Below are 23,781 nucleotides of genomic sequence, written 5' to 3' on the forward strand. Positions count from 1 at the left end.
TGTCGTGAAAATAAAAATTATGTTTCGAATAACACAACATTAATTGACGAAAAGTGGTTTTGAATTGACGGATAAGGGAAAACTACCTTAATTGAGGATAGGATTCCGGATCAGCCTCGTGCATGATTTCGTATACTTTTTCAAAGATATCCTCTGCATTGGGTTTGGAGAAATAATCCCCGTCCGAAGCGTATGCGGGTCGGTGTGCTTTTGCGGTCAAAGTCTGTGGGGCACTGTCCAGATATTGATAGCCTCCCTGTTTTTCCATGATTTCCTGTAGCAGATATGCTGAACATCCACCTGGGACATCCTCATCTATAATGAGCAGCCTGTTCGTCTTTTGAAGGCTTTTCACCACATCGTGTTCCAAATCGAACGGCAATAGGGACTGTGCATCAATGACCTCTGCGTCGATTCCAACTTCCATAAGTTCCTGCGCCACTCTTTCCACAATGCGTAAGGTAGACCCGTAGGACAGAAGGGTAATGTCAGTTCCCTCTTTCAGGGTTTCCACTTTTCCAATGGGGGTAAGGAACTCCCCAAGGTTGGCAGGTATTTTCTCCTTTAAGCGATATCCGTTCAGACTTTCGATGACCAGTGCTGGTTCGTCGCTCTTCATCAATGTGTTGTAGAACCCAGCTGCTTGTGTCATGTTCCTTGGGGTCAAGATGTACATTCCCCTCAACAAATGGATGAGTCCACCCATTGGTGATCCGGAATGCCAGATGCCTTCCAATCGGTGCCCTCGTGTACGGACAATGAGCGGTGCCTTTTGCTTGCCAACAGTTCGGTAGGTCAAAGTGGCCAAGTCATCGCTCAAGGTTTGGATGGCATATAGTATGTAGTCCAGATATTGTATCTCTGCGATGGGCCTCAATCCCCGAAGGGCCATTCCAATTCCTTGTCCTATAATAGTGGTTTCCCGGATTCCTGTGTCGGCAATACGCAGTTCACCGTATTTTTTTTGGAGGCCCTCCAGTCCTTGGTTCACGTCGCCAATGTTTCCGGTATCCTCGCCAAAGATCAATGCTTCCGGGTATTTTCCAAAGAGCACATCAAAGTTGTCCCGAAGAATGATCCTGCCGTCCACTTCCTCCGCATCATTGGAATAGGAGGGTGGCAAAGCTTTTACATTGGTGGCCCTATTGTCCAGTTCACTGTACAGATGGGAACTGAATTTATATTCGCTTTCTTCTAAAAACCGGTCTACCCACGTTTGCAATTCTTTTTTCTCAGGGGTTGTTTCCCCAATCAGATACCTGAGCGCTTTTCGGGACTTGGCGGCCAGATCTTTTTTTAGGGGCTCTTCAATGGCGATAAGGTCATTTTTGGTCTTTAGGATAAAGGTGCGGTTGGGGCTGCTGTTCGCGGCCTTGTCCAACAAGTGGACGAGCTGTTTCTTAGCTTCCAAATGGGGTTTTAGGAACTCTGCCCATGCATCCTTTTTGGAGGCCCTGACCTTATGCTTTATTTCCCTGTCGAGTTTTTTGAGGTCTTCTTCCGTACTGATGCCATTTTCCAATATCCATTCCCTGAACCTCTTGTTGCAATCGTTTTCACGTTCCCATTCCAAACGCTCGGCAGATTTGTAACGCTCATGGGAACCGGAAGTGGAATGTCCCTGTGGTTGTGTAAGTTCCGTTACGTGGATGAGCACGGGCACGTGACCTTCTCGCGCTATGTCCGACGCATTTTCAAAAGTATGGATAAGGGCAGTGTAGTCCCACCCCTTTACTTTTAGGATTTCATACCCATCATTTTCTCCATCCCGTTGCAATCCGCTGAGTGCTTCGGAGATATCACCTTTGGTGGTGTGGTATTCGGCCGGGACCGAAATCCCGTATTCATCGTCCCAAATACAGATGACCATAGGTACTTGCATCACCCCGGCGGCGTTCAAGGTTTCAAAGAAATGCCCCTCACTTGTGCTGGCATTGCCAATGGTGCCCCAAGCGACTTCATTTCCATTGTTGGAAAAGTTGGTCTGGTCCAGTCCATCTACATTCCTGTATATTTTAGAAGCTTGCGCCAACCCAAGCAAACGGGGCATTTGGCCCGCCGTACAAGAGATATCGGCACTGCTGTTCTTTTGCTTGGTAAGGTTTTTCCAAGTACCGTCCTCGTTCAGGCTATGGGTGATGAAATGTCCGCCCATTTGCCTTCCTGCACTCATGGGTTCCTTTTCTAGGTCGGTAGTGGCGTAAAGTCCATGGAAAAATTCCTTGGGGCTTAAATAACCAAGGGCCATCATAAAGGTCTGGTCCCGGTAGTATCCACTCCTGAAATCCCCATCTTGAAAGGCTCTGGCCATGGCCAGTTGCGGGAGTTCCTTTCCATCGCCAAAAATCCCAAATTTTGCCTTTCCCGAGAGTACTTCACGCCTCCCTAGAAGACTACACTCCCTGCTCATCACGGCAATCTCATAATCTTGGAGGATCTGCGATCTGAAATCTTCAAAGGAAATGTCGTTGCTTGTACTTGGGTCGGGTTTCATGTGCCGTTGCAGGTTTTTGCGAAAGTACTAAAATACAATCAAATCAGCAACAGCAAGGCAAGTTAATAAAATATCAATTTGACAAAAAATAAATCAAAATAAAACGTAATAATCAGAAAAACATGCTTTTTGCTTCATGTAATTGTGAATGTGATAAAATCAGAACCATTTCCTGGTAAATAGCCCGGTGAGTGTCCGAGGACTAATGGTGACCACAAATCGTATCCGCTGGCCATAATTGTCTTGCCCAATTTCCCAACCTCTATTGGAATAGATGGGAAAGTAAAGCTCAAAATAATCGGTGACCAAGTTGAGACGTACCCCCGAGTCGTATAAAAAACGGGTGCTGTCTCCCTTGCTCTTGATGAACCCTAAGTCCCCGTACGCTTCCACCCATCTCCATATGTTGGTACTGGCATTGGTGGTCGCTATCCAATCGTTGGCGAAGGGATTTTCCAATTTGGATTTGAACCCTCCTTCTGAAATGATGATCTGCTGACTGTAGATCCCGGAACTTTCGGAACGACCCAAATAGGAAAGATCGTACATATAATCGGTAGGGCGGTCAAGGGCAAAGCTGAAAAAGTCGGATTCGGTCTTGTTCCTCAAGAATTTTCCGGCGTAGAACCTAAGGTTGAACTGCCGGTTGCTGTGGAACAATTTTCTATACTCCATTTCAAAGGCCAGTTTGGTGAAATCGCTGGAATGTTGTGCATCCACAAACCACGAAGTGTAGTTGAGGATGTTATTGTCCACATCCACAAACCGGACGTTCATTACATTATAATCCGGATTTGTATCGATTTCCCCAATCAGATTATCATCAATGTTCCTAAAAACGTTTCTATACCTGAACGTCAAATACTGCCTGCGGTTGGACAGGAGATCATTGGGCCGCCATCCAAAACTTATGGCAGGAGTCAGTGTTGAAAAGCGAGAATTCTGCTGGAAATGGGAGGTGGATCCCGAAATGGAGTAATCGGTATAGAACAGTCCTGTTTTTTTATGGTATTTGCGGTACTTGAAACTGGCCTTGCCCACCAAGGTACGCTCCAAAAAGGAATAGGTAGGCGAAATGTCATACTGGAAAGGCCGTTCCAGAAACGTTTTGTTGTAGAGGCGCATCCCTGGTGTCACCCCATCATAAATATTGAAATTGGCAATAGGGACATAGAAGATCTGATTGTAATAGGGGTCTTCGGTATCCTTGAAAAACTGGAATTTCAATTTTTTGTTGCTGGAGAAGAAACCGTTCAGGGTCTTCCAATTGTCTCTCTGGTTGAATTCCGGGATTTTTTGGTCATAGTTGAGCACCAATCGGTCCTCACCGTTTCGGGGTATGGTGACCGTTTTTGTCGTATCGATATCGGTGAACCAATATTGGGAAACCACGGAATCATTTTGAAGGCCAAAAAGGGAGATGGGGACATTGGTTCCCTTCTTGTTCTTAAGTACCAACGTGATGGAATCATCGGTCTTTCGTAATTTTTTGATCTTGAAATCAATCTTTTTGTCCGTGGATACATACTCATCAAAAAACCAATCGATGTCCTTATCCGCATATTTTTCCAGGGTCTCCCTAAAATCTTGCGCTGTGACACCCTGTTTCAACCGATGGTTTTGGTAAAAATCAAGGATGCTACTGTCCACTTTTGTTTCATTCAAGTAGGCCGATAGATAGGACATTCCAAGTCCGGCCTTATAGCCATTGGCTATCTTTTCGTTGAATTTGATAAGGGAATCGTTCCTTGTGGTCAAGGCCTGGTCTATGTTCTTTCGGGCAGACAGCATGCTGAAGAGGGCATATTGCTCATTGAAGTCCATTTGGGCCAAATGGAAGTTTTTGACGCCCCAGATCCTGGAGAGTTTACCGATAAGTTTCTGATCGGGATAGTGTTCTTCCACATATTTGATCATGAGGTAATATCCAATGGCATCATTGACCCATCGTTCCTGTCTAGGGTCCAAGTAGAGGGTTTCCTCCAGATAATTGCGGATGGCCGTTTTCAGGAACTTCATCTCAAACTGGAACTGCTCTTCGTAGGGCCTTATAAAAGAGGGGAGCTGTCCTATGCCATACAAAGGGGACTTATTGTAGTCAAAATCACTTACCAAAAGGTTTTCATGTGGATATTCCCCCAAATTCTCATAGAGGAACCGGGCTATTCTATCAATGGAAATCCCTTGTGATATTTCATCATACTTATTGGACTCAATATCGGTGATCACGGTTAGGGGAGCGGTGACATGTTTGGTAAAGGTCTCTTCCAAGGTAAGTATGATCTCACAGCTTTTCCTATTGTCCCCAAAGAGTTGGGTATGCTGCCCACCAGGAAACCTTGAAACGTTGGATTGCCTGTAATTGGAGGCCAAGAACAACTTTTCGGGATAGGTCATGTTGATGGAGGTCTGTACAACGTCCGTGTAGATATCGTCCAGGTTCATGTTGTCGTACAATCTCCAATCCTCGCCATCAAAAACGGCGGGGGTAAGATACCAATCCTTCAGGTTGTACCCGCCATTCGGGGTGTAACCGTAGGAGGTGAATTTTGACGAGGGAAGTTTTACGGTATAGGTAAAAAACAGTTGTATGGATTCCCCGGGGCGTAGGATTTCAGCCAGGTTTACGGCAATAAGATCCCTGTTTTCGACCCTTTTCCAATCCAATCCTCCGTAGTTGTCATCCACCAGGGTCTTGATGGTGGTCTGTCCCCTTTCCCTATCCTTGGCCAAATGGAGACCCCTGTTGAACTCTTCTGCAAAACGCTTGGCAAGGGCCGTGTTCTTGTTGGAATAAGCATGGTTCCAGTCGTTGAAATAGAGCGTGGTGAGCCCTTTGTCGGAACGGTTCACATAAGTGAAATGCTGGCGTATCCTGATTTGCTGCGTCCGGCCATCCAAGGTGGCCACGATCTCATTTTTATGCTGTCCCCAAACAGGGGCGCACAGGATGAGCAACAGCAAAGGAAACCGTAAAAGGAACCGTTGGATAATCAAATGGATATGGATTAAAAGTTGGGACTAAGATTGCGGCCTTTGTAGAAGGCATCGATGATCTCCACCACCTCGTCCTCGGTGTCCACCAATTGGATAAGGTCCAGATCTCTGGGGCTAATGTTTCCAGCCTTCAGCATGGTGTTCTTGATCCAATCGAGAAGGCCTTTCCAAAAATCGGTGCCCACCAATATAATGGGAAAGGTATGTATTTTATGGGTCTGGATCAGGGTAATGGCTTCAAAAAGTTCATCCAAGGTGCCGAAGCCCCCCGGCATCACCACAAAACCTTGTGAATATTTGACGAACATGACCTTACGGACAAAAAAATAATCAAAATCCAGGCTTTTGTCCTCATCGATGAACGGATTGTCGTGCTGCTCAAAAGGAAGGTCGATGTTCAGCCCCACGGATGTTCCCCCGGCCAGATTGGCCCCTTTGTTTCCTGCTTCCATAATTCCAGGGCCACCACCGGTGATGACGCCATAACCCGCTTCGGCAATTCGTTGGGCAATCTTCACAGCAAGATCGTAATAGTGGTTGCCTTCCCGTACCCGTGCAGAACCAAAAATGGATACGCAGGGACCTATGACACTCATTTTCTCAAATCCGTTGACAAATTCGCCCATAATCTTGAATATGGCCCACGAATCGTTCGTCTTGATTTCATTCCATCCCTTGGAGTGTTGTTCTTTTCTCATTTGTTCAAGTTATATTTTTTAGACCGCCTTGGCAATCTTTTCTTTTGTGTTTTCCAGTTCCTTCTTCAAAAACTTGGCCGTATAGCTTTTTTTGTCCTTGGCCACTTCCTCTGGGGTTCCTATGGCGACCACCATACCGCCGCCCCGGCCTCCTTCGTAGCCAATGTCTATGATATGGTCCATCATTTTGATGACATCCATGTTGTGCTCTATCACCAAGATGGTATTTCCTTTGTCCACCAACTGGTTGAGCACTTCCATAAGCACCCTGATATCTTCAAAATGCAGCCCTGTGGTAGGTTCGTCCAAGATGTAAAAGGTGTTTCCAGTGTCGCGTTTGGAAAGTTCTGTGGCCAGCTTCACCCGTTGTGCCTCACCTCCGGAAAGGGTGGTGGACTGCTGTCCCAATGAGATATAGCCCAATCCGACATCTTTGATGGTCTTCAATTTTCGATGGATTTTAGGGATATTCTCAAAGAAATCGACCGCTTCGTTGATGGTCATTTCCAGTACATCGGAAATGGATTTTCCTTTGTATCGGATTTCTAGGGTCTCCCTGTTGAACCGTTTGCCATTGCAGGTCTCACATTCGACATACACATCGGGAAGAAAGTTCATTTCGATGACCTTCAATCCACCGCCCTGGCAAGTTTCGCAACGCCCTCCGGCCACATTGAAGCTAAAACGTCCAGGTTTGTACCCGCGGATGGTCGCTTCGGTGGTCTTGGCAAACAGGGTCCGGATCTCGCTGAAAACCCCGGTGTAGGTCGCCGGGTTAGATCGCGGTGTTCGTCCAATGGGGGACTGGTTGATGTCGATGACCTTGTCGATATGCTGTAGTCCGGTAATTTTTTTATAGGGCATTGGTTTTTTTACGCCGTTGAAATAATGGGCGTTCATGATAGGGTAGAGGGTCTCGTTCACCAAGGTGGACTTTCCGCTGCCCGATACGCCCGTTACGCCGATGAGTTTTCCCAAAGGGAACTCCACGGTGACATCCTTCAGGTTGTTTCCCGAACAGCCCGAAAGGACAATTTTTTTGCCCGTTCCCTTTCTTCTCGTTTGGGGCACTGGGATTTCCAGTTCGCCCGTGATGTATTGGGCGGTCAAGGTGTGATGGTCCTTCAGTTCGGATGGTTTTCCTTCAGAAATGATTTCCCCGCCATGTTTTCCGGCCTTTGGACCGATATCGATCACATGGTCGGCACGTTCGATCATGTCCCGATCATGTTCCACAACAATCACGGAATTCCCAATGTCCCTGAGCGATTCCAAGGAATGGATCAAGCGTTCGTTGTCCCTTTGGTGAAGACCGATACTGGGCTCGTCCAAAATATAGAGCACGCCCACCAATTGGGAGCCTATCTGCGTGGCCAAGCGGATACGCTGTGCCTCGCCTCCGGATAGGGATTTGGAGCTTCGGTTCAGGGAAAGATAATCCAGTCCCACATCCAACAAAAAACCGATCCGGGCCTTGATCTCCTTGATGATTTCCTCCGCGATTATCTTTTGGTTGCCCTCAAGGGTCTCTTCCAAATTCTTGAAAAAAGTGGCCAGTTCGGTAATGTCCATTTGGGCCAGTTCGGCAATGTTCTTTTCACCCACTTTAAAATAGAGGGATTCCTTGCGCAAACGGGCACCTTCGCAGGTGGGACACTTCACTTTGTCCATGTAGTCCTTCGCCCATCGTTTTATGGACGTGGAGCTAGCTTCTTCAAATTGGGTCTTGATGAAGTTGGAAATACCCTCATAATCAATCTTGTACTGCCTTTTTACGCCTAGGGATTTGGAATCGACCTCAAAACTTTCCTTCCCCCCGTTGAGGATAACGTTCATGGCCTCCTCTGGGATTTTTTCGATGGCGTCCGATAGGTCAAAACCATACCGCTGCCCAATGGTCTCCAACTGTTTGAAGGCCCAGGATTTCTTGTATTCGCCAAGCGGGGCAAGTCCACCCGCCTTGATGGACAATTTGGGGTTGGGGATGATCTTCCGTTCGTTCACCTCGTAGATATGGCCCAGACCACTGCAATCGGGGCACATGCCCTTGGGCGAGTTGAACGAAAAGGTGTTGGGTTCCGGTGTGGGATACGAAATACCCGTGGAGGGACACATCAGGTCACGGCTAAAATAACGGGGTACTTTCTCTCCCTCTTCCAATACCATCAATACGTTTTCGCCACTGTACATGGCCGTGTTGATGGTTTCCGAAAGGCGTTTGTGGAAATCTTCACTGTCCGATACCATGAGCCGGTCGATCACGATCTCGATGTCGTGGGTCTTGTAGCGGTCCACTTTCATGCCCTTGGTGATGTCCATGATCTCACCGTCCACCCGCACTTTTACGAAACCTTGCTTTGCAATCTGTTCAAAAAGCTCGCGGTAATGGCCTTTTCTCGATTTGATTACCGGGGCCAGCACATTTATTTTTTTATCGAGGTAGGATTCAATGATAAGCTCCTTGATCTGCTCATCGCTATAGCTCACCATTTTCTCGCCCGTGTTGTAGCTGTAGGCATCCCCGGCACGTGCAAACAACAGTCGGAGAAAATCGTACACCTCCGTGATGGTGCCCACGGTGGACCGTGGCGATTTGGAGGTGGTCTTCTGCTCTATGGCGATCACGGGTGAAAGACCATCTATCTTATCCACATCGGGGCGTTCCAGCCCGCCCAAGAACTGTCGGGCATAGGCCGAAAAAGTCTCAATATAGCGTCGTTGGCCCTCGGCATATATGGTATCGAAGGCCAGGGAGGATTTTCCACTGCCCGATAGTCCGGTAATTACTACGAGTTTTTCACGCGGAATGGTGACGTCGATATTTTTCAGGTTATGCACCCGGGCACCTTTGACCTCAATATGTTCTTCGTAGTGGATCATAAATTCATAGCAAAGCTTCAAAAGTAGCGATTTGGGATGTAAAAAAGAAAGGGGTTGGATTTTCGTTATTGTTAATTGATGGTGTATTTTTGAATTTGTAAACCGTCATTTCGACCGGATGGGAGAAATCTAGATTTCTCAGTCGCAAAGCTTCATCGAAATGGCATTAATTGCACTACATGAAACTACTGGGCATTGGCTCTCGCATAGGCCATCCTGAACACGGAAAAGGGGTGGTGACCAACGTATCATCCAAGTATTATTGGGTCACTTTTTTGGAAAGCGGACTGGAAACCATTGACCTTGATGCCGATTTTGAGGTGATCGAGGCGGTGGAGGACGAAGTGGACACCGTCAGTTTTTTTGAGGTGGAACGTTCCTTGGTCAAGATTCTAGAGAAATGGAGCGATACCCATGAGAAAGTGGCCATTGCCGATAAGTGGAAGGGTGGAAAATTGATTTTGGACCCTGGGGATGCCACCCAGAACAAGGAAATGCCCATCGATACCTTTTTCCACAAGATCGTGATGGTGCGCGACCGTATCCGTGTGATGGAACAAAAGATCAACAGCAGTACTCTGGACGATCAGGATAAAATTGATCTACAGCAATACATCACCCGCATTTATGGCAGTTTGACCAGTTTTAATGTGCTCTTTAAAAACAAGAGCGACCATTTTGTGGGGGAGAAGGGGAAGTGAAGTCACACCGCCTCCTTTTTCCCATCACCCTTCGACTTCGCTCAGGGCTCCATATAACCCATCTCGGCTAAAGGTTAGCCACGTAGGGATTACGTTGCCTAACTTGCTTTCTTTTCAGAAAGGTACTTCCAATACCGTTTGGGCACATGTTGCGTATGCAATTTGGGGTTGATTCGGGACTTGATGCCCGTGCTTTTGAAATAATCGTTCCAAAGGGTCTGGTAATCGTATTCCTCGCTCAGGAAAGCATCACTTTTGTGGATTTTGTTGAAATGCACTTCCCGTAGGTTCAGAGATACCATTTCCACATGGTTCAGGTCGTAATAGATGCCATATTTACGCTTCACGTCATAAATGAGCCATTGCTGGTCCGCATAGCGGTCCCGAAAATGCTTGGAAATGAGGGGCAGCACATCAAAATCGGGTTCTATGTTCGCAAAATAGATGTTGTCCTTCGTCAACTGGAATCGCACAAAGGCCTCCATGCGGTGTTTTTCCCGACCCACCTTCCGTGCCAATTGGCTGATGTGCAACACCGTACTGTCCGAATAGTCCAGATACTTGCCGGTCTGGGTACGCATCAGTTTTTGGATGTAGGTGTACAGCATCATTTCCACCCCTTCGGTTTCACTCAGAAAAGCAAAATACACATTGGAAATGGCATTGTGGCTTTTGCCCTTGATACCGTTCCATACCCGTTGAGCCTTTTCCACATGGGTGAAAATGGTCTCCGTGTCCGAGAAAAGTCTATTTTGGCACTGACCGTTCCTTTGGATGTCGGCCACATTGATCTTCTCGTCAAAAGCGACAAACACAGCTGTGAGAAATCCGTTGAAGCTGCCGTCATAAATTAAGGTTGTTGAAGCATTCATAACGTTTGAATTTTGTTTTTGCTGTCATTTCCAACGAATGCGAGTAATCTAGATTTCTCAGTCGTGAACTCTTCCGAAATGACATGATTGTTTATTGTCAACTGTTCATAGTTAATTGAACAATGACAATTGGTTACTGTACTGGTTCCTGAACTTGCCGGACGAAGTCTGCAAGATCATCCCCTTGATTTTCTCCGCATCCAGATCACGGCGTTCCCAATGGCGGGAATCACATACCATGAAATACTGGGCGCGGTTGAGGGCCACTCCGATTTTTTTGAGATGGTCCCAGTTCAACCTTCGAAATTTTCGAGCTTTCATTATTTTTTCCACGGATTGCATGCCTATACCGGGTATGCGAGCCAGGAGACGTTTATCTGCCATGTTTACATCTACCGGAAAATGGTGTAGGTTGCGCAACGCCCACGAAAGTTTGGGATCTACGTCCATATCCAGATTGGGGTGTTCCTTGTTCAAAATCTCGTTCACAGCAAAGCCGTAAAAACGCAAGAGCCAATCGGTCTGGTACAATCGATTTTCCCGAAGCATGGGCACCTGGGAACCAATGGCCGGCAAACGGACATCATCCGCAACGGGTACATAACCGGAATAATACACCCTTCGCATTTGATAGGTCTTGTAATAATAAGTGGCGGAGTACATGATGTCCTTGTCGGTTTCCCCGGAAGCGCCCACGATCATTTGGGTGCTTTGCCCGGCCGGGGCATATTTTGGGGTGCTTTTGATAATCTTTCGTTCGGTTTGGAAGCGCACAATCTCATTCTTTACCTTGAGCATGGGCTTGGTGAAATCCTCATGCTTTTTATCTGGGGCCAAGAGTTTCAGGCCAGAAATTGTGGGTACTTCAATGTTGACGGAAAGGCGGTCCGCGTACAATCCTGCTTCATACATGAGTTCATCACTCGCCCCAGGAATAGATTTTAAATGGATATAACCGTTGAAATTTTCCTCTTCCCGCAGTTTTTTGGCCACCGCTACCAAACGCTCCATGGTATAATCCGCATTTTTAAAGATGCCGGAACTCAAGAACAATCCCTCGATATAGTTTCTCCGATAAAAATTGATGGTCAGATCCACCACTTCCTGGATCTTAAAAGCCGCTCGCTTGATGTCGTTGCTTTTGCGGGTAACGCAATACGCACAATCATAGATGCAATGGTTGGTCAGCAAGATTTTCAATAAGGAAATACAACGTCCGTCTTCGGTGTAGCTATGGCAAATACCCATTTTGGAAGCATTGCCCAGACCCTTTGCTTTATTGGTCCGGTCACTACCGCTACTGGCGCATGACACGTCATATTTGGCCGCATCGGCCAGAATGTTCAGTTTTTCCCGTATTCTGTCAAAATCCATAACTTGGAAATATTCCAATCAAAAATATGGAAATATTCCAATAAATGGAAATAATCCATAAAAAGTTTTGGAAATAATCCAAAAAGGCTATATTTGGATGATATTGTCAGCTTGACTGTACTCAATCTGACTCTAATGACCTCTGCCATGGAAAACGAACTGACACTGAAACGATTTACGGACATCCGAAGGGAGCTGGGGTACACGCAGGCCGAGTTTGCCGAATTGTTGGGCGTGAAGAACACTACGGCCGATATTGAACGGGGGAGGACGAAACTATCGGGAAAGGTGGTCTCGGAATTGTTGAAACAGTTCAAGATCAACCCCATGTGGTTGTTCGGGGAGAGTGACCAAAAATACTTGGACACCTCTAGGACCAGTGTGATTCCCAAGGTGGTCACCGTGGACAATTCCGACCAAGACAACATGGTCCTGGTGAACGCCAAGGCTGCTGCGGGCTATCCCCAGAATATTACCGATACGAGCTGGTACCGACAGTTGCCCGCTTTTGATATGCCCATACCCGAATTCCGAAATGCCACTTACAGGGGGTTTCAGGTGGAAGGGGACAGTATGTTGCCCAATCTAAGACCCAACGACTGGGTATTGGCGCGTGCCATTGAACATATTGACCACGTGAGCCCCAATAAAATGTATGTGGTGGTGCTCCAAGATTCCGTAATGGTCAAGAAAATAGAGCGGAGACCCAATTCCAACAACATCACTTTGGTTTCTTTGAACGAGACTTATCCTCCCTACGAGATCAAGCCGTTTCAGATCCAAGAAATTTGGGAGGTGAGCAGCAAATTGACCTTCAATGTGGACGCTACCACGGAAACTGGCCTGTTAAAGCAGTTACAGCAGTCCATGGAGGAATTAAAACGGCAAATTGCCAAGTAGCATTTCAGAACCCGTTCCCCACAGTTTTGGTCTGGATTCTCATCAGAAAATTATGGGCGGTCATATAGAGCACGGAACCATTGTTTCCCCATGCGCAATTGGCCGTCCGCTGCCCCGTTTCAATGCGTCCCAAAAGCTTTCCTTCGGAGGTGATGATCAGAACACCGCCCGGCCCCGTGGAAAAAATAGTTCCATCCTTTGCAACCTTGAGACCATCCAAAGAACCTACCAGTCCTTCTTTCCGTAGTTCAGTGGCGTCAAAGAAAATAGTCCCCTCATCCAATGACCCATCATTTTGGACGTTGTATGCCATAATGTAGGGCGCGTTGCCATCCGATTGGTTCACATAGAGTATTTTTTCGTCAGGAGAAAGCGCAAGCCCATTTGGGCGTGAAAGATTGCCGACCACCATGTCAACTTTGCCCTCAACATTGACTTTGAAGACACCAAATGCATCAATTTCCCGAGATTTGGAATTTTCCTGCTCTGGCAGTCCATAGGGAGGGTCTGTAAAATAATAGATGCCTTTGGAGGTCTGTACAATGTCATTTGGGCTATTGAAACGCTTTCCATTCCATTTGTCGGCCACCGTTACTTTTCCGCCAAAGGATAATGGCATCCGGGATATTCTTCGGTCGCCGTGTTCGCAGGCGACCAACTCCCCTTCGTTATTGATGATAAGTCCATTGCTGCCGGGTTCCCTACTGTATGGCAAAATACCCGTGTAGCCAGAAGGTTCTAAAAATTGCGTAATCCCTTCCTTCTCATCCCATTTAAAAATGGTGTTTTGCGGAGCATCTGAAAAGAGGAGGAATCCACCTTCCTTGACCCAAACGGGACCTTCGGACCATATAAAGCCCTCGGCGAGCACCTCTATTTTTGCCTCTTTGTCCAGATAATCATAAAAAGAATCATCCAAAGCGATGAGCTTACCAGTAGTTTTCTGTTGGGCGGAACACCCTAAGCCAATACTTAATAACAGAAGTGTTAATTTTTTCATTTTGAATCAGTTATCATTATGTGTTATTCCAATAGCTTTGATTTGAATGGACAGACAGGTGTCCTTTATGGTCTTGGCCAACTTTTGTGCAGCTGATGGATTACGTCGAAACCACAGCTCGGGCTCAAAAATCTCCAATTCGGCCAGGGCCCAATTCCCCTCATTGTCCCGGAACATATCCACCCGAGCATAAACGGGAAGTTCGGGAGCAGCCCCGACCACTTTTTCAGCAAAAGCAATTTGTTCCTTGGACGGTGTATATTCGTGGACGCTGCCGCCAAAATCGTCCTGCACCCGAAAATCGCCAGGTTTGGCAATTTTAAGCACGGCATGTGTGAACTCCCCATGGAACAGCATCATTGAAATTTCCCCTTCGGAAACGATGTTCTCTTGAAATTCCTGGAGCATCATGGCTTCTTCGGAAATCAATTGTCCAAATAGGTCTTCGTACTTTGAAATCTCATTCGTATTAATCTTGTACGTATGTCGAGCGGCACCGGACACACAAGGTTTCAATATGAATTGGTCCTTCCTGAACCCGTGACCATGCACCGCTGTGGAAAAAAGGGCCTGCAATGTGGTTTGGGTCCCCTTTTCCACAAAGATAGTCTTGGGAATGGTGATGCCCGCCCTAGAAAGGTCTTGGAGGTAGTGTTTGTCTATGTTCCATGTGATCAATTCTTTGGAATTGATGAACCGGGTCAGTTTGGAAGTGTTTTCAAACCATTTTGAAAATTCAGGGAATCGGTCAAAATAGTCCCAAGTGGTGCGGAAGAGGGCCAATTTGGTGGAGGACCAATCAAAATGGGCATCATCCCACGATTTTCGGACGACCTTCAAACCTTCTGCTTGCAAGGCCTCCACAACCAAACGATCTTCCAAGAGCACGTTGTCTATATAAGGGCTCCTTTTCTCGGGGGAGATGTACCTTGGGTCTGTCAACACAACAATATCGAATAGCATAGGGCAGAGATTAAAAACCGATTGCTTTGTCATCACCCCGTTTGTCGGCCCCACCTTCCAGTTTGCCATCGGGCAATACACGTATGGCATCCACTTTGCCAATAATGGGGGTGCGTTCCTCGTTGATGATGTATCCTTTGGATTTTAGCTCGGATATGAGTTCCTCGGAAAAGCCTTCAGGCTCAAAAACGACTGCATCGGGCAACCATTGATGATGAAAACGGGCCGCATTTACGGCATCCTGCATGCTCAGGTTGAATTCATATACGTTCAAAATGGTCTGGGCCACCGCAGTGATGATGGTGGAACCTCCAGGGGTTCCTACAACCATGTACAGTTTCCCTCCTTTTTCTACAATGGTAGGTGTCATACTACTCAACATCCTTTTTTCCGGGGCAATGCTGTTCGCTTCGGCACCGACCAGTCCGAACATATTGGGCACACCGGGTTTGGCACTAAAATCGTCCATTTCATTGTTCAAAAAGAAACCGAGCTCGGCACAATAGAGTTTGGAACCATAGCCGCCGTTCAAGGTGGTGGTGGCAGAAATGGCGTTGCCCTCACTGTCCACGATGGAGTAGTGGGTGGTTTCGGAACTTTCGATGATCTCCACTTCACCATGGCTCACATCGGATGACAACGTTGCTTTGTCAAAGGAAAAATCGGCCATACGTCCTTGCAGGTAGGCATCATCTAGAAGGACATCATAGGGAATATCGACAAAGTCGGGGTCGCCCAAAAAGTAATTCCGATCCGCGTAGGCACGACGGGACGCCTCGGTGAACAGTTGGATGGTCTTGGCGGAATTGTGTCCAAATTTGGACACTTTGTAAGGCTCCATCATCTTGAAAATCTGGTTGATGGTGACGCCTCCGCTACTTGGGGGACTCATGGATATCACATGGAGGTCCTTGTAATCGAACTCGATGGGATTTCTCCACTTGGCCTCATATCGTGAAAGGTCTTCCTCGGTGATATAGCCGCCATTTTCCTGCACAAAGGCGGCCAGTTTTTGGGCCACCTCACCTTTGTAGAAACCATCTTTTCCTTTTTCCATGATGATTTCCAAGGTTTGGGCCAATTCGGGATATTTTATGGTGTCCCCAGCCTTGAAAGGGCCTGCAAACTTGGTACTGTCGCCATTTGCCTTGATGAAACTTTCCCGATAGCCTTCCAATCGTTTAGCCTGTTTTTCGGTGACGATTACCCCTTTTTTGGCCAAGGCAATAATGGGCTGCATGATTTCGGATAGGGGCAGGGCGCCAAACTTTTTGTGTACTTCCATGACGCCGGCCACGGTGCCGGGCACCCCAACAGCGGTACCACCCGAGGTGCTCATATCGGGGATGACATTGCCCAACGAATCCAGGTACATGTCCTTGTGGGCCGCCATGGGTGCTTTCTCCCGATAATCGATGCCACCTACCTCGCCGTTGCTCTTTCGGTAGACCATAAAGCCACCACCGCCCAAATTTCCGGCAAATGGGAAGGAAACGGCCAAGGCCAGTTCTGTGGCTACCATGGCATCAAAGACATTGCCTCCTTTTTTCATGATGTCCACCCCGATTTGGGAAGCTTCTTCTCTGGCCGAGACCACCATGGCTTTTTCCGTGACAAGTCCCGTAGGTTCGGCAGGCTTTTGTTTGCAATGGATGAACAAGGCCAAAGGAAGGAGCAGTATCAGTCTTCGCATAGGGAGTTAAATTTTTGACGGGAAAAGGTAATCAATTCTTCAAAAAAAGCGGTGAACTCGTTTTCAAAATCCGTGTAGTGTTCCTCAAGATCGAAAATGGCAAAATTCATCTTGGACTTGTTCTGGGTCCTTCGGTTCATCCCGTTGAGCACCCTGCCGATACCGTCAAGGTTGGCATAATCCAAGAGCCAGTTGTCCGCGATCATATAGGGCATCATCCGCTTGGTGGCCACGGGAAGCAGCTCGTAATTTTCTTCCAACAGGTCATAGAACCGGTCCACATATTCTTCCAGGGGAACATTGGAATAATCGCTCCAGTTCTTGGCCAGGAAATGGTCGTAAAAGATGTCCACGATCACCATGCTATAATGGCTGTAGTTCTTGTGCAACCGTTTGCTGCTCTGTCTAGTAATGGGATGGGCGTCCGTGAAAGTGTCAATTTCCCGATGTAGCAAGATGCCCTTTTGGATCTTATCGGGAAAATGTTTGTAGCGGTTCCCACGGATATGGTCGGCAAAAAAATTGCCCAAAGTGATCTCCTTGTCATCAAAGGAAAGGTAAATATGTGCCAAGAAGTTCATCGGGGCAAAATCCTTTTGTGTCGAAATTTACAAATTCAAAACATGGAATAGGGGATGCTGGGTTATATTTGCACAAACTTTTTTAACAATTATGACACTGATCAAATCTATTTCTGGAATTAGAGGAACCATAGGCGGAAAAACAAACGATAACCTGACCCCATTGGACGCCGTGAAGTTTGCGGCAGCATATGGGAGCTGGTTGAAGGACTATTCCAAGAAGGAGAAATTGAACGTTGTCATAGGCAGGGATGCGCGTTTGTCGGGCGAGATGATCCAAAATTTGGTAGTGTCCACCTTGGTGGGACTGGGGATTGATGTAGTGGACCTTGGGTTATCCACCACCCCTACAGTGGAGATAGCCGTTCCTTTGGAAAAGGCCGATGGAGGTATTATCCTGACCGCCAGTCACAATCCAAAGCAATGGAACGCCCTGAAACTGCTCAATGAGCGTGGTGAGTTTTTGGATGCGGCCCAAGGAGCCAAGATTTTGGAACTTGCCGAAAGAGAGGATTTTGATTTTGCAGTGGTCGATGACCTTGGAAAAATAACCACAAACGATTCCTACATCGATATCCATATTGATGAAGTACTGGAACTTCCCTTGGTGGATGCCGATGTGATCAGGGGCAAGGGATTCAAGGTGGTCGTGGACGGGGTCAACTCCACAGGAGGCATTGCCATTCCCAAATTACTGCAAGAACTTGGGGTGGAAGTGGTGAAACTCTACTGTGATCCCACAGGCCATTTTCCACACAATCCAGAACCCTTGAAAGAGCATTTGGGGGACATCTGCAAAAAAGTAGTGGAAGAAAAAGCCGATTTTGGTATCGTGGTGGACCCGGATGTGGACCGCTTGGCCTTTATCAGCAACGATGGGGAAATGTTCGGTGAGGAATACACCTTAGTGGCCTGTGCCGATTACGTACTGGGCAAGACCAAGGGCAACACGGTGTCCAACCTGTCCTCTTCACGCGCCCTTCGCGACATTACCGAAAAGCATGGAGCAACTTATGAGGCTGCCGCTGTGGGCGAAGTGAACGTAGTCGCCAAAATGAAGGCGAGTAATGCCATTATTGGCGGTGAGGGCAATGGCGGTATCATTTACCCAGAGAGCCACTATGGGCGCGATGCCTTGGTGGGCACGGCCCTTTTCTTGATGTTGATGGCCGAACGAGGCGGTACCGTGGCAGAGCTACGGGCGAGCTACCCCAGCTATTTTATGGGCAAAAAGAAGATAGAGCTTACCCCCGAACTGGATGTGGATGCCCTTCTTGAGGCCATGCATGACAAATATAAGGGAGAGCAGGTTTCCACCATTGACGGGGTAAAAATCGATTTTCCAGAAAATTGGGTACATCTTCGCAAATCCAACACAGAACCTATCATTCGAATTTATACAGAGGCCAAATCGCAAAAAGAAGCGGATGCCTTGGCGGACCGTATCATTGCTGAAATCAAGGAAGTGGCGGGATTGAACTAGTTCTCGATCAGTTCATATCGGATTTTTTGGGAATTGAATTCCTCATGGGAAATGGAAGCGTGCTTGTCCGAGTCCAACCAGATTTTCCATGAACCGTTTTCTTTGCGTAGCCCTACATTGAATTCCCCATAGCCCCTTATCACAAGGTCATCATCATTGTTGCCTTTGGAACTGAACCGATAATACCCATTTTGGTAGGCCAGTTCACCATTTTGGTCCACGGAAGTGGAAAGGATGACAAAGGCGATACCAACCCGGTTGGTGGCCACAAAATCCGCAAAATTTTCCAGATAGCTTTCGCCGGTCTTGATTTCACCTTGCTCCATGATGACCCGTATGATGTCTTTCGTGTGGATGGATTTCAATTTTTCTGGGTCCGATTCGTCATAGGCTTCCATGAAAGGGAGCCATACGTCTTTTTTGATTTCTTCAAGGATTTCGTCTGTGGCCTGCCCGAAGGAAAATAAGCTAAGGCAGCATAAAACTGCTGTGAGGATTGACTGCTTCATTTTTTGATGATTTGAATGCTGCTGAAGATATAAAATAACTTGAAGTCTGCTTGCAGGATATATAAAAAATGTAGTTGGCTCACATGGACTCCAAATAACTTTTCCGGGCCACTTTGGCGGTCTTGTGTTCGCCGGTATGGTTCCATCCAGGGGGCATTATAAGGTAGAGGAACTTGTTTGCAAGTCCCGGAGCCCTCCACACATCTTTGGCCAAAGCCACGATTTCACCAAAGTAGACATCCATGAAGTTCCCCGAGTCCATCTCCCGTGTTATACCGTATTCTATTTTTATGTCGTGTTTCTCCTCTTGATAGGTTTTGAACACTCGGTCCCAAATGTTCAATAAATTACAAAAATTGGTGTCCATGTAGAGTGGGTTCTTGGCATGGTGAACCCGATGGTGGGAAGGGGTGAGGATAATTTTGTTCAAAAAGCCCAACCGACCATTTTTCAACAGGTTTTCCCCTACATGTATAAAAGCACCATAGGTGCCATCAATGAACATGATCAAAAACAACAACTCAGGGTGTACGCCCAAAAGGATACAGATGGTGGTCCGGATGGTATCGGCATAGGGTGCTTCCAAGAAGAAATGGGCATGGGTCACGGACAGGTTCATGTCTTCAGGGGCATGATGGGTAGAGTGCAGGCACCAGAACAGACGCACTTTGTGACCCAAGTAATGATAGACAAAATGCCCGAGTTCCCATACTACGTAACCATAAACGATCCAATACCACTTCATCGTGGTCTGGAACGGAGCGTACTGTTGAAACAGGCCAATGCATAGGGCAACCATGGCAATGGCAATAAATCGCCCTATAAATCGATTGAAAACATAGATCAAAAAATTCACCTTATACACCTTTGTCTGGGGTTTTTTATAAATCAATCCCAAAATGAGTTCAAGGATGATGAGCAAGGGAATAATAGGATAGATCAAGGAGACAATACCCTCATAAGTGGTAAAAGAGGAGAAATCGCCAGACCTAAGGATTTCAAGGGCTTGAGATATACCCAGAAAGCCTATGATCTCATCGAAAAGTGTCTGTAGGAATTCCATTTGAGTTTGTTCAATTGGTACAGAAAATAGAAAAATAAGGAAAAATTTAAATAAAAATTTCGACCAATGGCAATCCTGGCTCTATTTATACCTTCAAAAAGATGTTTTGAGGAAATTTATGGATTTTGAAAAGCCTTAGGCACCTTGTTCCTATGCTTCCACCGTTTGTGGGTCCAGAAATAATATTCTGGGGCCTCCTGTATGGATTCCTCTACATGCTTTAGAAAAGATTCGGTAATCTTATAATCTTCCACCTCTGTAGGGTTTTCAGTAAGGACAATAAATGTGCTTCTGTAGAGTCCCCTGCCCGTTTTCCTCACTTTGAGATATACAGGGACAAAATCGTTGGCCTTGCAGATTTCCTCACCTCCCACATGCACCGGAACCGTGATGCCCATAAATTTTGTCCAGTGGCGCGCACGTTGGACCATGGGGGATTGGTCACTGATGATCCCCACCATCATCAATTCCCTACTTTCCTTTGCCGCTTTCAACAATTTTTTGCTTTCCTTGGTCGCAATCAATGTTGTGCCGTACTTGCTCCTGATGCCACGGACCAATCTGTCAAAATATTTGTTCTGGATTTTTTGGTAGATGCCATAGCCCTTCGATGTTATTCTGGTGTTTAGGGACAATACCCATTCCCAACTGGCATAATGTGGCAACATTATCATAGTGTTCTTTCCTTCCGCTTCAAGATTTTGGAGCACTTCTATATTTGTGTAACTGAAGCGTCTTTGCATTTCTTCGGTGCTGATGCCCAAGGTCTTTATCATTTCCAAAAAGATATCGCACATATGGCGAAAGAATTTTTTTTCGATAGCCAAGCGTTCGGCCTTTGATTTTTCGGGAAAAACGAGCGCTAAGTTATTGCGCACTACTTTTTTACGGTATCCGATGACATAGTACAGCAATAGGTAAACACCATCTGAGATTGTGTACAAAATTGGGAAAGGTAGTCTGGAGACCAACCAGAGCAATGGGTAAACGAGGATATATACGGCCAACTGCATAAGCGATTCTTGTGTGCAAATATAGCTATATTTGAAACCAAACTTTTATTGCATGTACAATTTACATATTGCCACGATTGCCATAATAGCCATCAATGTAATAGTGTCCCTGCGGGGATTCAGCGATGCCGCTTTTTTTGATAGGTATAAGTTCAGCATTGGGGGCATACAGGCAGGGCAACGGGAGCGGATGGCCACATCCGGGTTTTTACACGTGGATATTTCCCATCTTTTTTTCAATATGTTCACCCTGTATTTTTTTGCCAATGTGGTCATCAGTTGGTTTGGCCCGGGCAAATTTTTGATCATTTATTTTGTCAGTTTGATGGGGGGGAGCCTATTGGCCCTGTTTTTTCACAAGAACGAACCTTTTTATAGTGCGGTGGGGGCCAGTGGCGCCGTTACAGGTATTTTGTATGCCGCTATTTTATTGAACCCTGATATGCAATTGGGTATTATGTTCATCCCTATTCCACTGCCGGCCTACGTATTGGGTATTGGGTACCTGTTGTATTCCATTTATGGGATGAAGAGCCGATTGGGAAATATTGGACACACGGCACATTTTGGCGGGGCCATTGGCGGATATGCCACCACCTTGTTGTTCAAGCCTGAACTGTTCGTCACGGACACACTGATTGTTGTACTATTGGCCATCCCTATAATCATACTTTTTGTATTGGAGAAAATGGGGAAGATTTGATCCAAAAGAAAAGCCCGGACACAATGCCGGGCTTTTCTTTTTTACTATTTGTGTTGGCCTAATTCAGCAGTTCGGCCACTTTTTGTTCAAGGGCAGGTCCCCTCAGGTCCTTGGCCACGATCACACCGTTCTCATCCAACAAAAAAGCAGCTGGTATGGCGTTGATGTTGTAGAGCCTCGCTATAGGGTCTTGAAAACGCTGAAGATTGGAAATATGGTTCCAGGCCAGCCCATCGGCCTCAATGGCACCTTTCCAGTCTTCGGCACGGGTATCCAAGGAAACCCCGATGATATTGAATCCTTTGTCTTTATACTTTTCGTAAACGGAGACAATGTTTGGATTTTCAGCTCGACAAGGTTTGCACCAAGCGGCCCAAAAATCCACCAATGTAAGTTTGGATTTATCCGTGACCTGGCTCAGGGCCAACATATTCCCAGTAGGCGTTGGCGCCGAAAAGTCAGGGGCCGTGGAGCCAACCTCGGTGGATTTCATTTTGTCCAACTGTTCCTTGATCTTTTTGCCGGGCTCGGTGGCCTTCATTTCTGGGGAAAGACCTTCAAAAAGTGATTTTACCTCATCCAAGGGAAGGGCCTTGCTCGCCATTAGGTTGCCGATGATCAACACAGAGATCAGTGCATTGGGATTGTTCTTTGCATAGTCCACGTTGAAGTTTTTAGCCTCTTCCTGGAACTCCATGAACTCTTCACGTAGGGAGGTAACAGTGGCCGTATCCATTTTTTGGGCCGCATCACGCATATCGTTCTGCATGGACATGGCCCTTTCGGACAATTTTCTCGATTCATCCAAAAAATCCATGAACAATTCGTTCTGCTCGGTTCCCTTCAATTTGGCATAGTTCAGACTATCTTTTTGAAATTCCATTTCGATGGTGCCATTTTCCAACACCACAGGAATGTTTCCGCGGTTGGATTCCATAAATATGTAGTGCAATTTGGGCTCGACTTGGTTCCCCGTAAAGATGAACTTGCCATTTTCCACTGTCGCGGTATCTACCTCCACCAACTGGTTAAGGGTGTCCGTAGTCTTTAGAAATACCTTGATGCCATTCTCAGGTTCACCGGTGATCGTTCCGCTCAAGGTGTATCCTTTGGGGTCTGAGTTGCAAGCTGTCAAAAACAGTATCCCAAGGGCGATCGCAAATATTTTTTTCATGTGTTGCTATTTAAGCTGCTAAGGTATTCATTCCTTATGGCATAAAAAAACCCTTGGTACTTCTATGAAGCGCCAAGGGACTATAATTTAATGGATTTGTTGTATTAGAACTGGTATCTTATACCCAATGCAATGTCAAAATCAAAATCATTGTCGAACCCGTCGTAGCCCACAAGGCCCAGTTCGGGTCTGAAATCCAGGGATAAGAGTAGGGGAATGTCAAAATTGTACTCAATACCGATGTTACCGGCGGCAAATACAAACAGACCATCATAATCATCATCAAAGTCTGGATCTGGATGGTCAAAATCAACACTGCCCAATCCACCACCTACGCCATAGTACCAATTAAAGTCTCCGTCCAATGGACGTACCCACTGGTACACGCCGGTCAATTTGAACGCATCAAAATGGCGGCTGTCGCGCCAACCGAGATCAAATTCCGCTCGATTGGAAGCGCCTATGGCCTTCTGATAGGAAATTTCGGCACCAAAACCGTCGCTGTCACCCAATCGGAGACCTAGGGCATGGTTGGAAATTTCCTGCGCACTCATGGATGCTGTTACAAATAAAAAAAGCGCTGCAAATAATGTGGTAATCTTCATGTGTTTCTCTTTTAAGTTAAAAATTAGAGATAGTTTTGTAGTTACATTTACGTTTGAAAAACTGATTTAGTTCCCGAA

Annotated in this window: 19 protein-coding genes; 4 read left to right on the forward strand and 15 right to left on the reverse strand. The window is 46.5% G+C overall.

Features of this window, described 5'->3' with window-relative positions:
• Positions 1 to 82: 82 nt before the first annotated feature.
• From D2V93_RS17600 to uvrA, 4 genes are all read right to left on the reverse strand, one after another.
• Positions 83 to 2,494 carry an alpha-ketoacid dehydrogenase subunit alpha/beta gene (locus tag D2V93_RS17600; RefSeq protein ID WP_119620357.1) on the reverse strand — a complete coding sequence of 804 codons (2,412 nt, stop codon included), beginning with the start codon at positions 2,492 to 2,494 and terminating at the stop codon, positions 83 to 85.
• A 159-nt stretch (positions 2,495 to 2,653) separates the two neighbouring features.
• Entirely contained in the window at positions 2,654 to 5,458 is a 2,805-nt protein-coding gene (locus D2V93_RS17605; protein ID WP_182850024.1) for a gluzincin family metallopeptidase, read from the reverse strand.
• Between the two features lie 44 nt (positions 5,459 to 5,502).
• Positions 5,503 to 6,189, reverse strand: coding sequence for an LOG family protein (locus D2V93_RS17610; RefSeq protein ID WP_119620359.1), 687 nt, complete (start codon positions 6,187 to 6,189; stop codon positions 5,503 to 5,505).
• An 18-nt stretch (positions 6,190 to 6,207) separates the two neighbouring features.
• Entirely contained in the window at positions 6,208 to 9,069 is a 2,862-nt protein-coding gene (gene uvrA, locus D2V93_RS17615) for an excinuclease ABC subunit UvrA (RefSeq protein WP_119620360.1), read from the reverse strand.
• 179 nt (positions 9,070 to 9,248) lie between these two features.
• On the opposite strand from uvrA, the gene D2V93_RS17620 reads away from it, so the two are divergent.
• On the forward strand, positions 9,249 to 9,770 hold the full coding sequence (locus D2V93_RS17620) for a hypothetical protein (protein ID WP_119620361.1): 522 nt from the start codon (positions 9,249 to 9,251) through the stop codon (positions 9,768 to 9,770).
• A gap of 98 nt (positions 9,771 to 9,868) precedes the next feature.
• On the opposite strand, the gene D2V93_RS17625 is transcribed toward D2V93_RS17620, so the two are convergent.
• Positions 9,869 to 10,642, reverse strand: a complete 774-nt coding sequence (locus tag D2V93_RS17625) for a TIGR03915 family putative DNA repair protein (protein WP_119620362.1) — start codon at positions 10,640 to 10,642, stop codon at positions 9,869 to 9,871.
• Between the two features lie 111 nt (positions 10,643 to 10,753).
• Positions 10,754 to 12,016, reverse strand: coding sequence for a putative DNA modification/repair radical SAM protein (locus D2V93_RS17630; RefSeq protein WP_119620363.1), 1,263 nt, complete (start codon positions 12,014 to 12,016; stop codon positions 10,754 to 10,756).
• Between the two features lie 147 nt (positions 12,017 to 12,163).
• On the opposite strand from D2V93_RS17630, the gene D2V93_RS17635 reads away from it, so the two are divergent.
• Positions 12,164 to 12,916, forward strand: coding sequence for an XRE family transcriptional regulator (locus D2V93_RS17635; RefSeq protein WP_072881704.1), 753 nt, complete (start codon positions 12,164 to 12,166; stop codon positions 12,914 to 12,916).
• Between the two features lie 4 nt (positions 12,917 to 12,920).
• Here the strand turns inward: D2V93_RS17635 and D2V93_RS17640 are convergent, their stop codons facing one another.
• Genes D2V93_RS17640 through D2V93_RS17655 form a run of 4 tightly spaced genes read right to left on the reverse strand, consistent with a single transcriptional unit; the run spans position 12,921 to position 17,153 of the window.
• Positions 12,921 to 13,916, reverse strand: a complete 996-nt coding sequence (locus tag D2V93_RS17640) for an SMP-30/gluconolactonase/LRE family protein (protein WP_119620364.1) — start codon at positions 13,914 to 13,916, stop codon at positions 12,921 to 12,923.
• A gap of 6 nt (positions 13,917 to 13,922) precedes the next feature.
• Positions 13,923 to 14,879, reverse strand: coding sequence for an ATP-grasp domain-containing protein (locus D2V93_RS17645; protein WP_119620365.1), 957 nt, complete (start codon positions 14,877 to 14,879; stop codon positions 13,923 to 13,925).
• A gap of 10 nt (positions 14,880 to 14,889) precedes the next feature.
• Positions 14,890 to 16,572, reverse strand: coding sequence for a gamma-glutamyltransferase (gene ggt / locus D2V93_RS17650; protein WP_119620366.1), 1,683 nt, complete (start codon positions 16,570 to 16,572; stop codon positions 14,890 to 14,892).
• Positions 16,560 to 17,153 (reverse strand): acyl carrier protein phosphodiesterase, encoded by a 594-nt coding sequence (locus D2V93_RS17655; protein WP_119620367.1) that lies wholly within the window; start codon positions 17,151 to 17,153, stop codon positions 16,560 to 16,562. Before D2V93_RS17655 ends, ggt begins: the two co-directional genes overlap by 13 nt.
• A 91-nt stretch (positions 17,154 to 17,244) precedes the next feature.
• Between D2V93_RS17655 and glmM the strand changes: the two genes are divergently transcribed.
• Positions 17,245 to 18,636, forward strand: coding sequence for a phosphoglucosamine mutase (glmM, locus tag D2V93_RS17660; protein ID WP_119620368.1), 1,392 nt, complete (start codon positions 17,245 to 17,247; stop codon positions 18,634 to 18,636).
• On the opposite strand, the gene D2V93_RS17665 is transcribed toward glmM, so the two are convergent.
• From D2V93_RS17665 to D2V93_RS17675, 3 genes are all read right to left on the reverse strand, one after another.
• Positions 18,633 to 19,145 (reverse strand): YybH family protein, encoded by a 513-nt coding sequence (locus D2V93_RS17665; RefSeq protein ID WP_119620369.1) that lies wholly within the window; start codon positions 19,143 to 19,145, stop codon positions 18,633 to 18,635. The genes glmM and D2V93_RS17665 overlap by 4 nt on opposite strands.
• Before the next feature lie 79 nt (positions 19,146 to 19,224).
• On the reverse strand, positions 19,225 to 20,208 hold the full coding sequence (locus tag D2V93_RS17670) for a sterol desaturase family protein (protein ID WP_072881720.1): 984 nt from the start codon (positions 20,206 to 20,208) through the stop codon (positions 19,225 to 19,227).
• A 116-nt stretch (positions 20,209 to 20,324) separates the two neighbouring features.
• Positions 20,325 to 21,221, reverse strand: a complete 897-nt coding sequence (locus tag D2V93_RS17675; protein ID WP_072881722.1) for a lysophospholipid acyltransferase family protein — start codon at positions 21,219 to 21,221, stop codon at positions 20,325 to 20,327.
• A gap of 52 nt (positions 21,222 to 21,273) precedes the next feature.
• On the opposite strand from D2V93_RS17675, the gene D2V93_RS17680 reads away from it, so the two are divergent.
• On the forward strand, positions 21,274 to 21,924 hold the full coding sequence (locus tag D2V93_RS17680; RefSeq protein WP_072881732.1) for a rhomboid family intramembrane serine protease: 651 nt from the start codon (positions 21,274 to 21,276) through the stop codon (positions 21,922 to 21,924).
• Positions 21,925 to 21,982: 58 nt separating this feature from the next.
• On the opposite strand, the gene D2V93_RS17685 is transcribed toward D2V93_RS17680, so the two are convergent.
• Both D2V93_RS17685 and D2V93_RS17690 read right to left on the reverse strand, forming a co-directional pair.
• Positions 21,983 to 23,098, reverse strand: coding sequence for a TlpA disulfide reductase family protein (locus tag D2V93_RS17685; protein WP_119620370.1), 1,116 nt, complete (start codon positions 23,096 to 23,098; stop codon positions 21,983 to 21,985).
• A gap of 104 nt (positions 23,099 to 23,202) precedes the next feature.
• Positions 23,203 to 23,703 carry a hypothetical protein gene (locus tag D2V93_RS17690; protein ID WP_072881736.1) on the reverse strand — a complete coding sequence of 167 codons (501 nt, stop codon included), beginning with the start codon at positions 23,701 to 23,703 and terminating at the stop codon, positions 23,203 to 23,205.
• Positions 23,704 to 23,781 lie beyond the last annotated feature (78 nt).

The organism is Flagellimonas taeanensis (assembly GCF_003584105.1).
GTDB lineage: Bacteria > Bacteroidota > Bacteroidia > Flavobacteriales > Flavobacteriaceae > Flagellimonas > Flagellimonas taeanensis.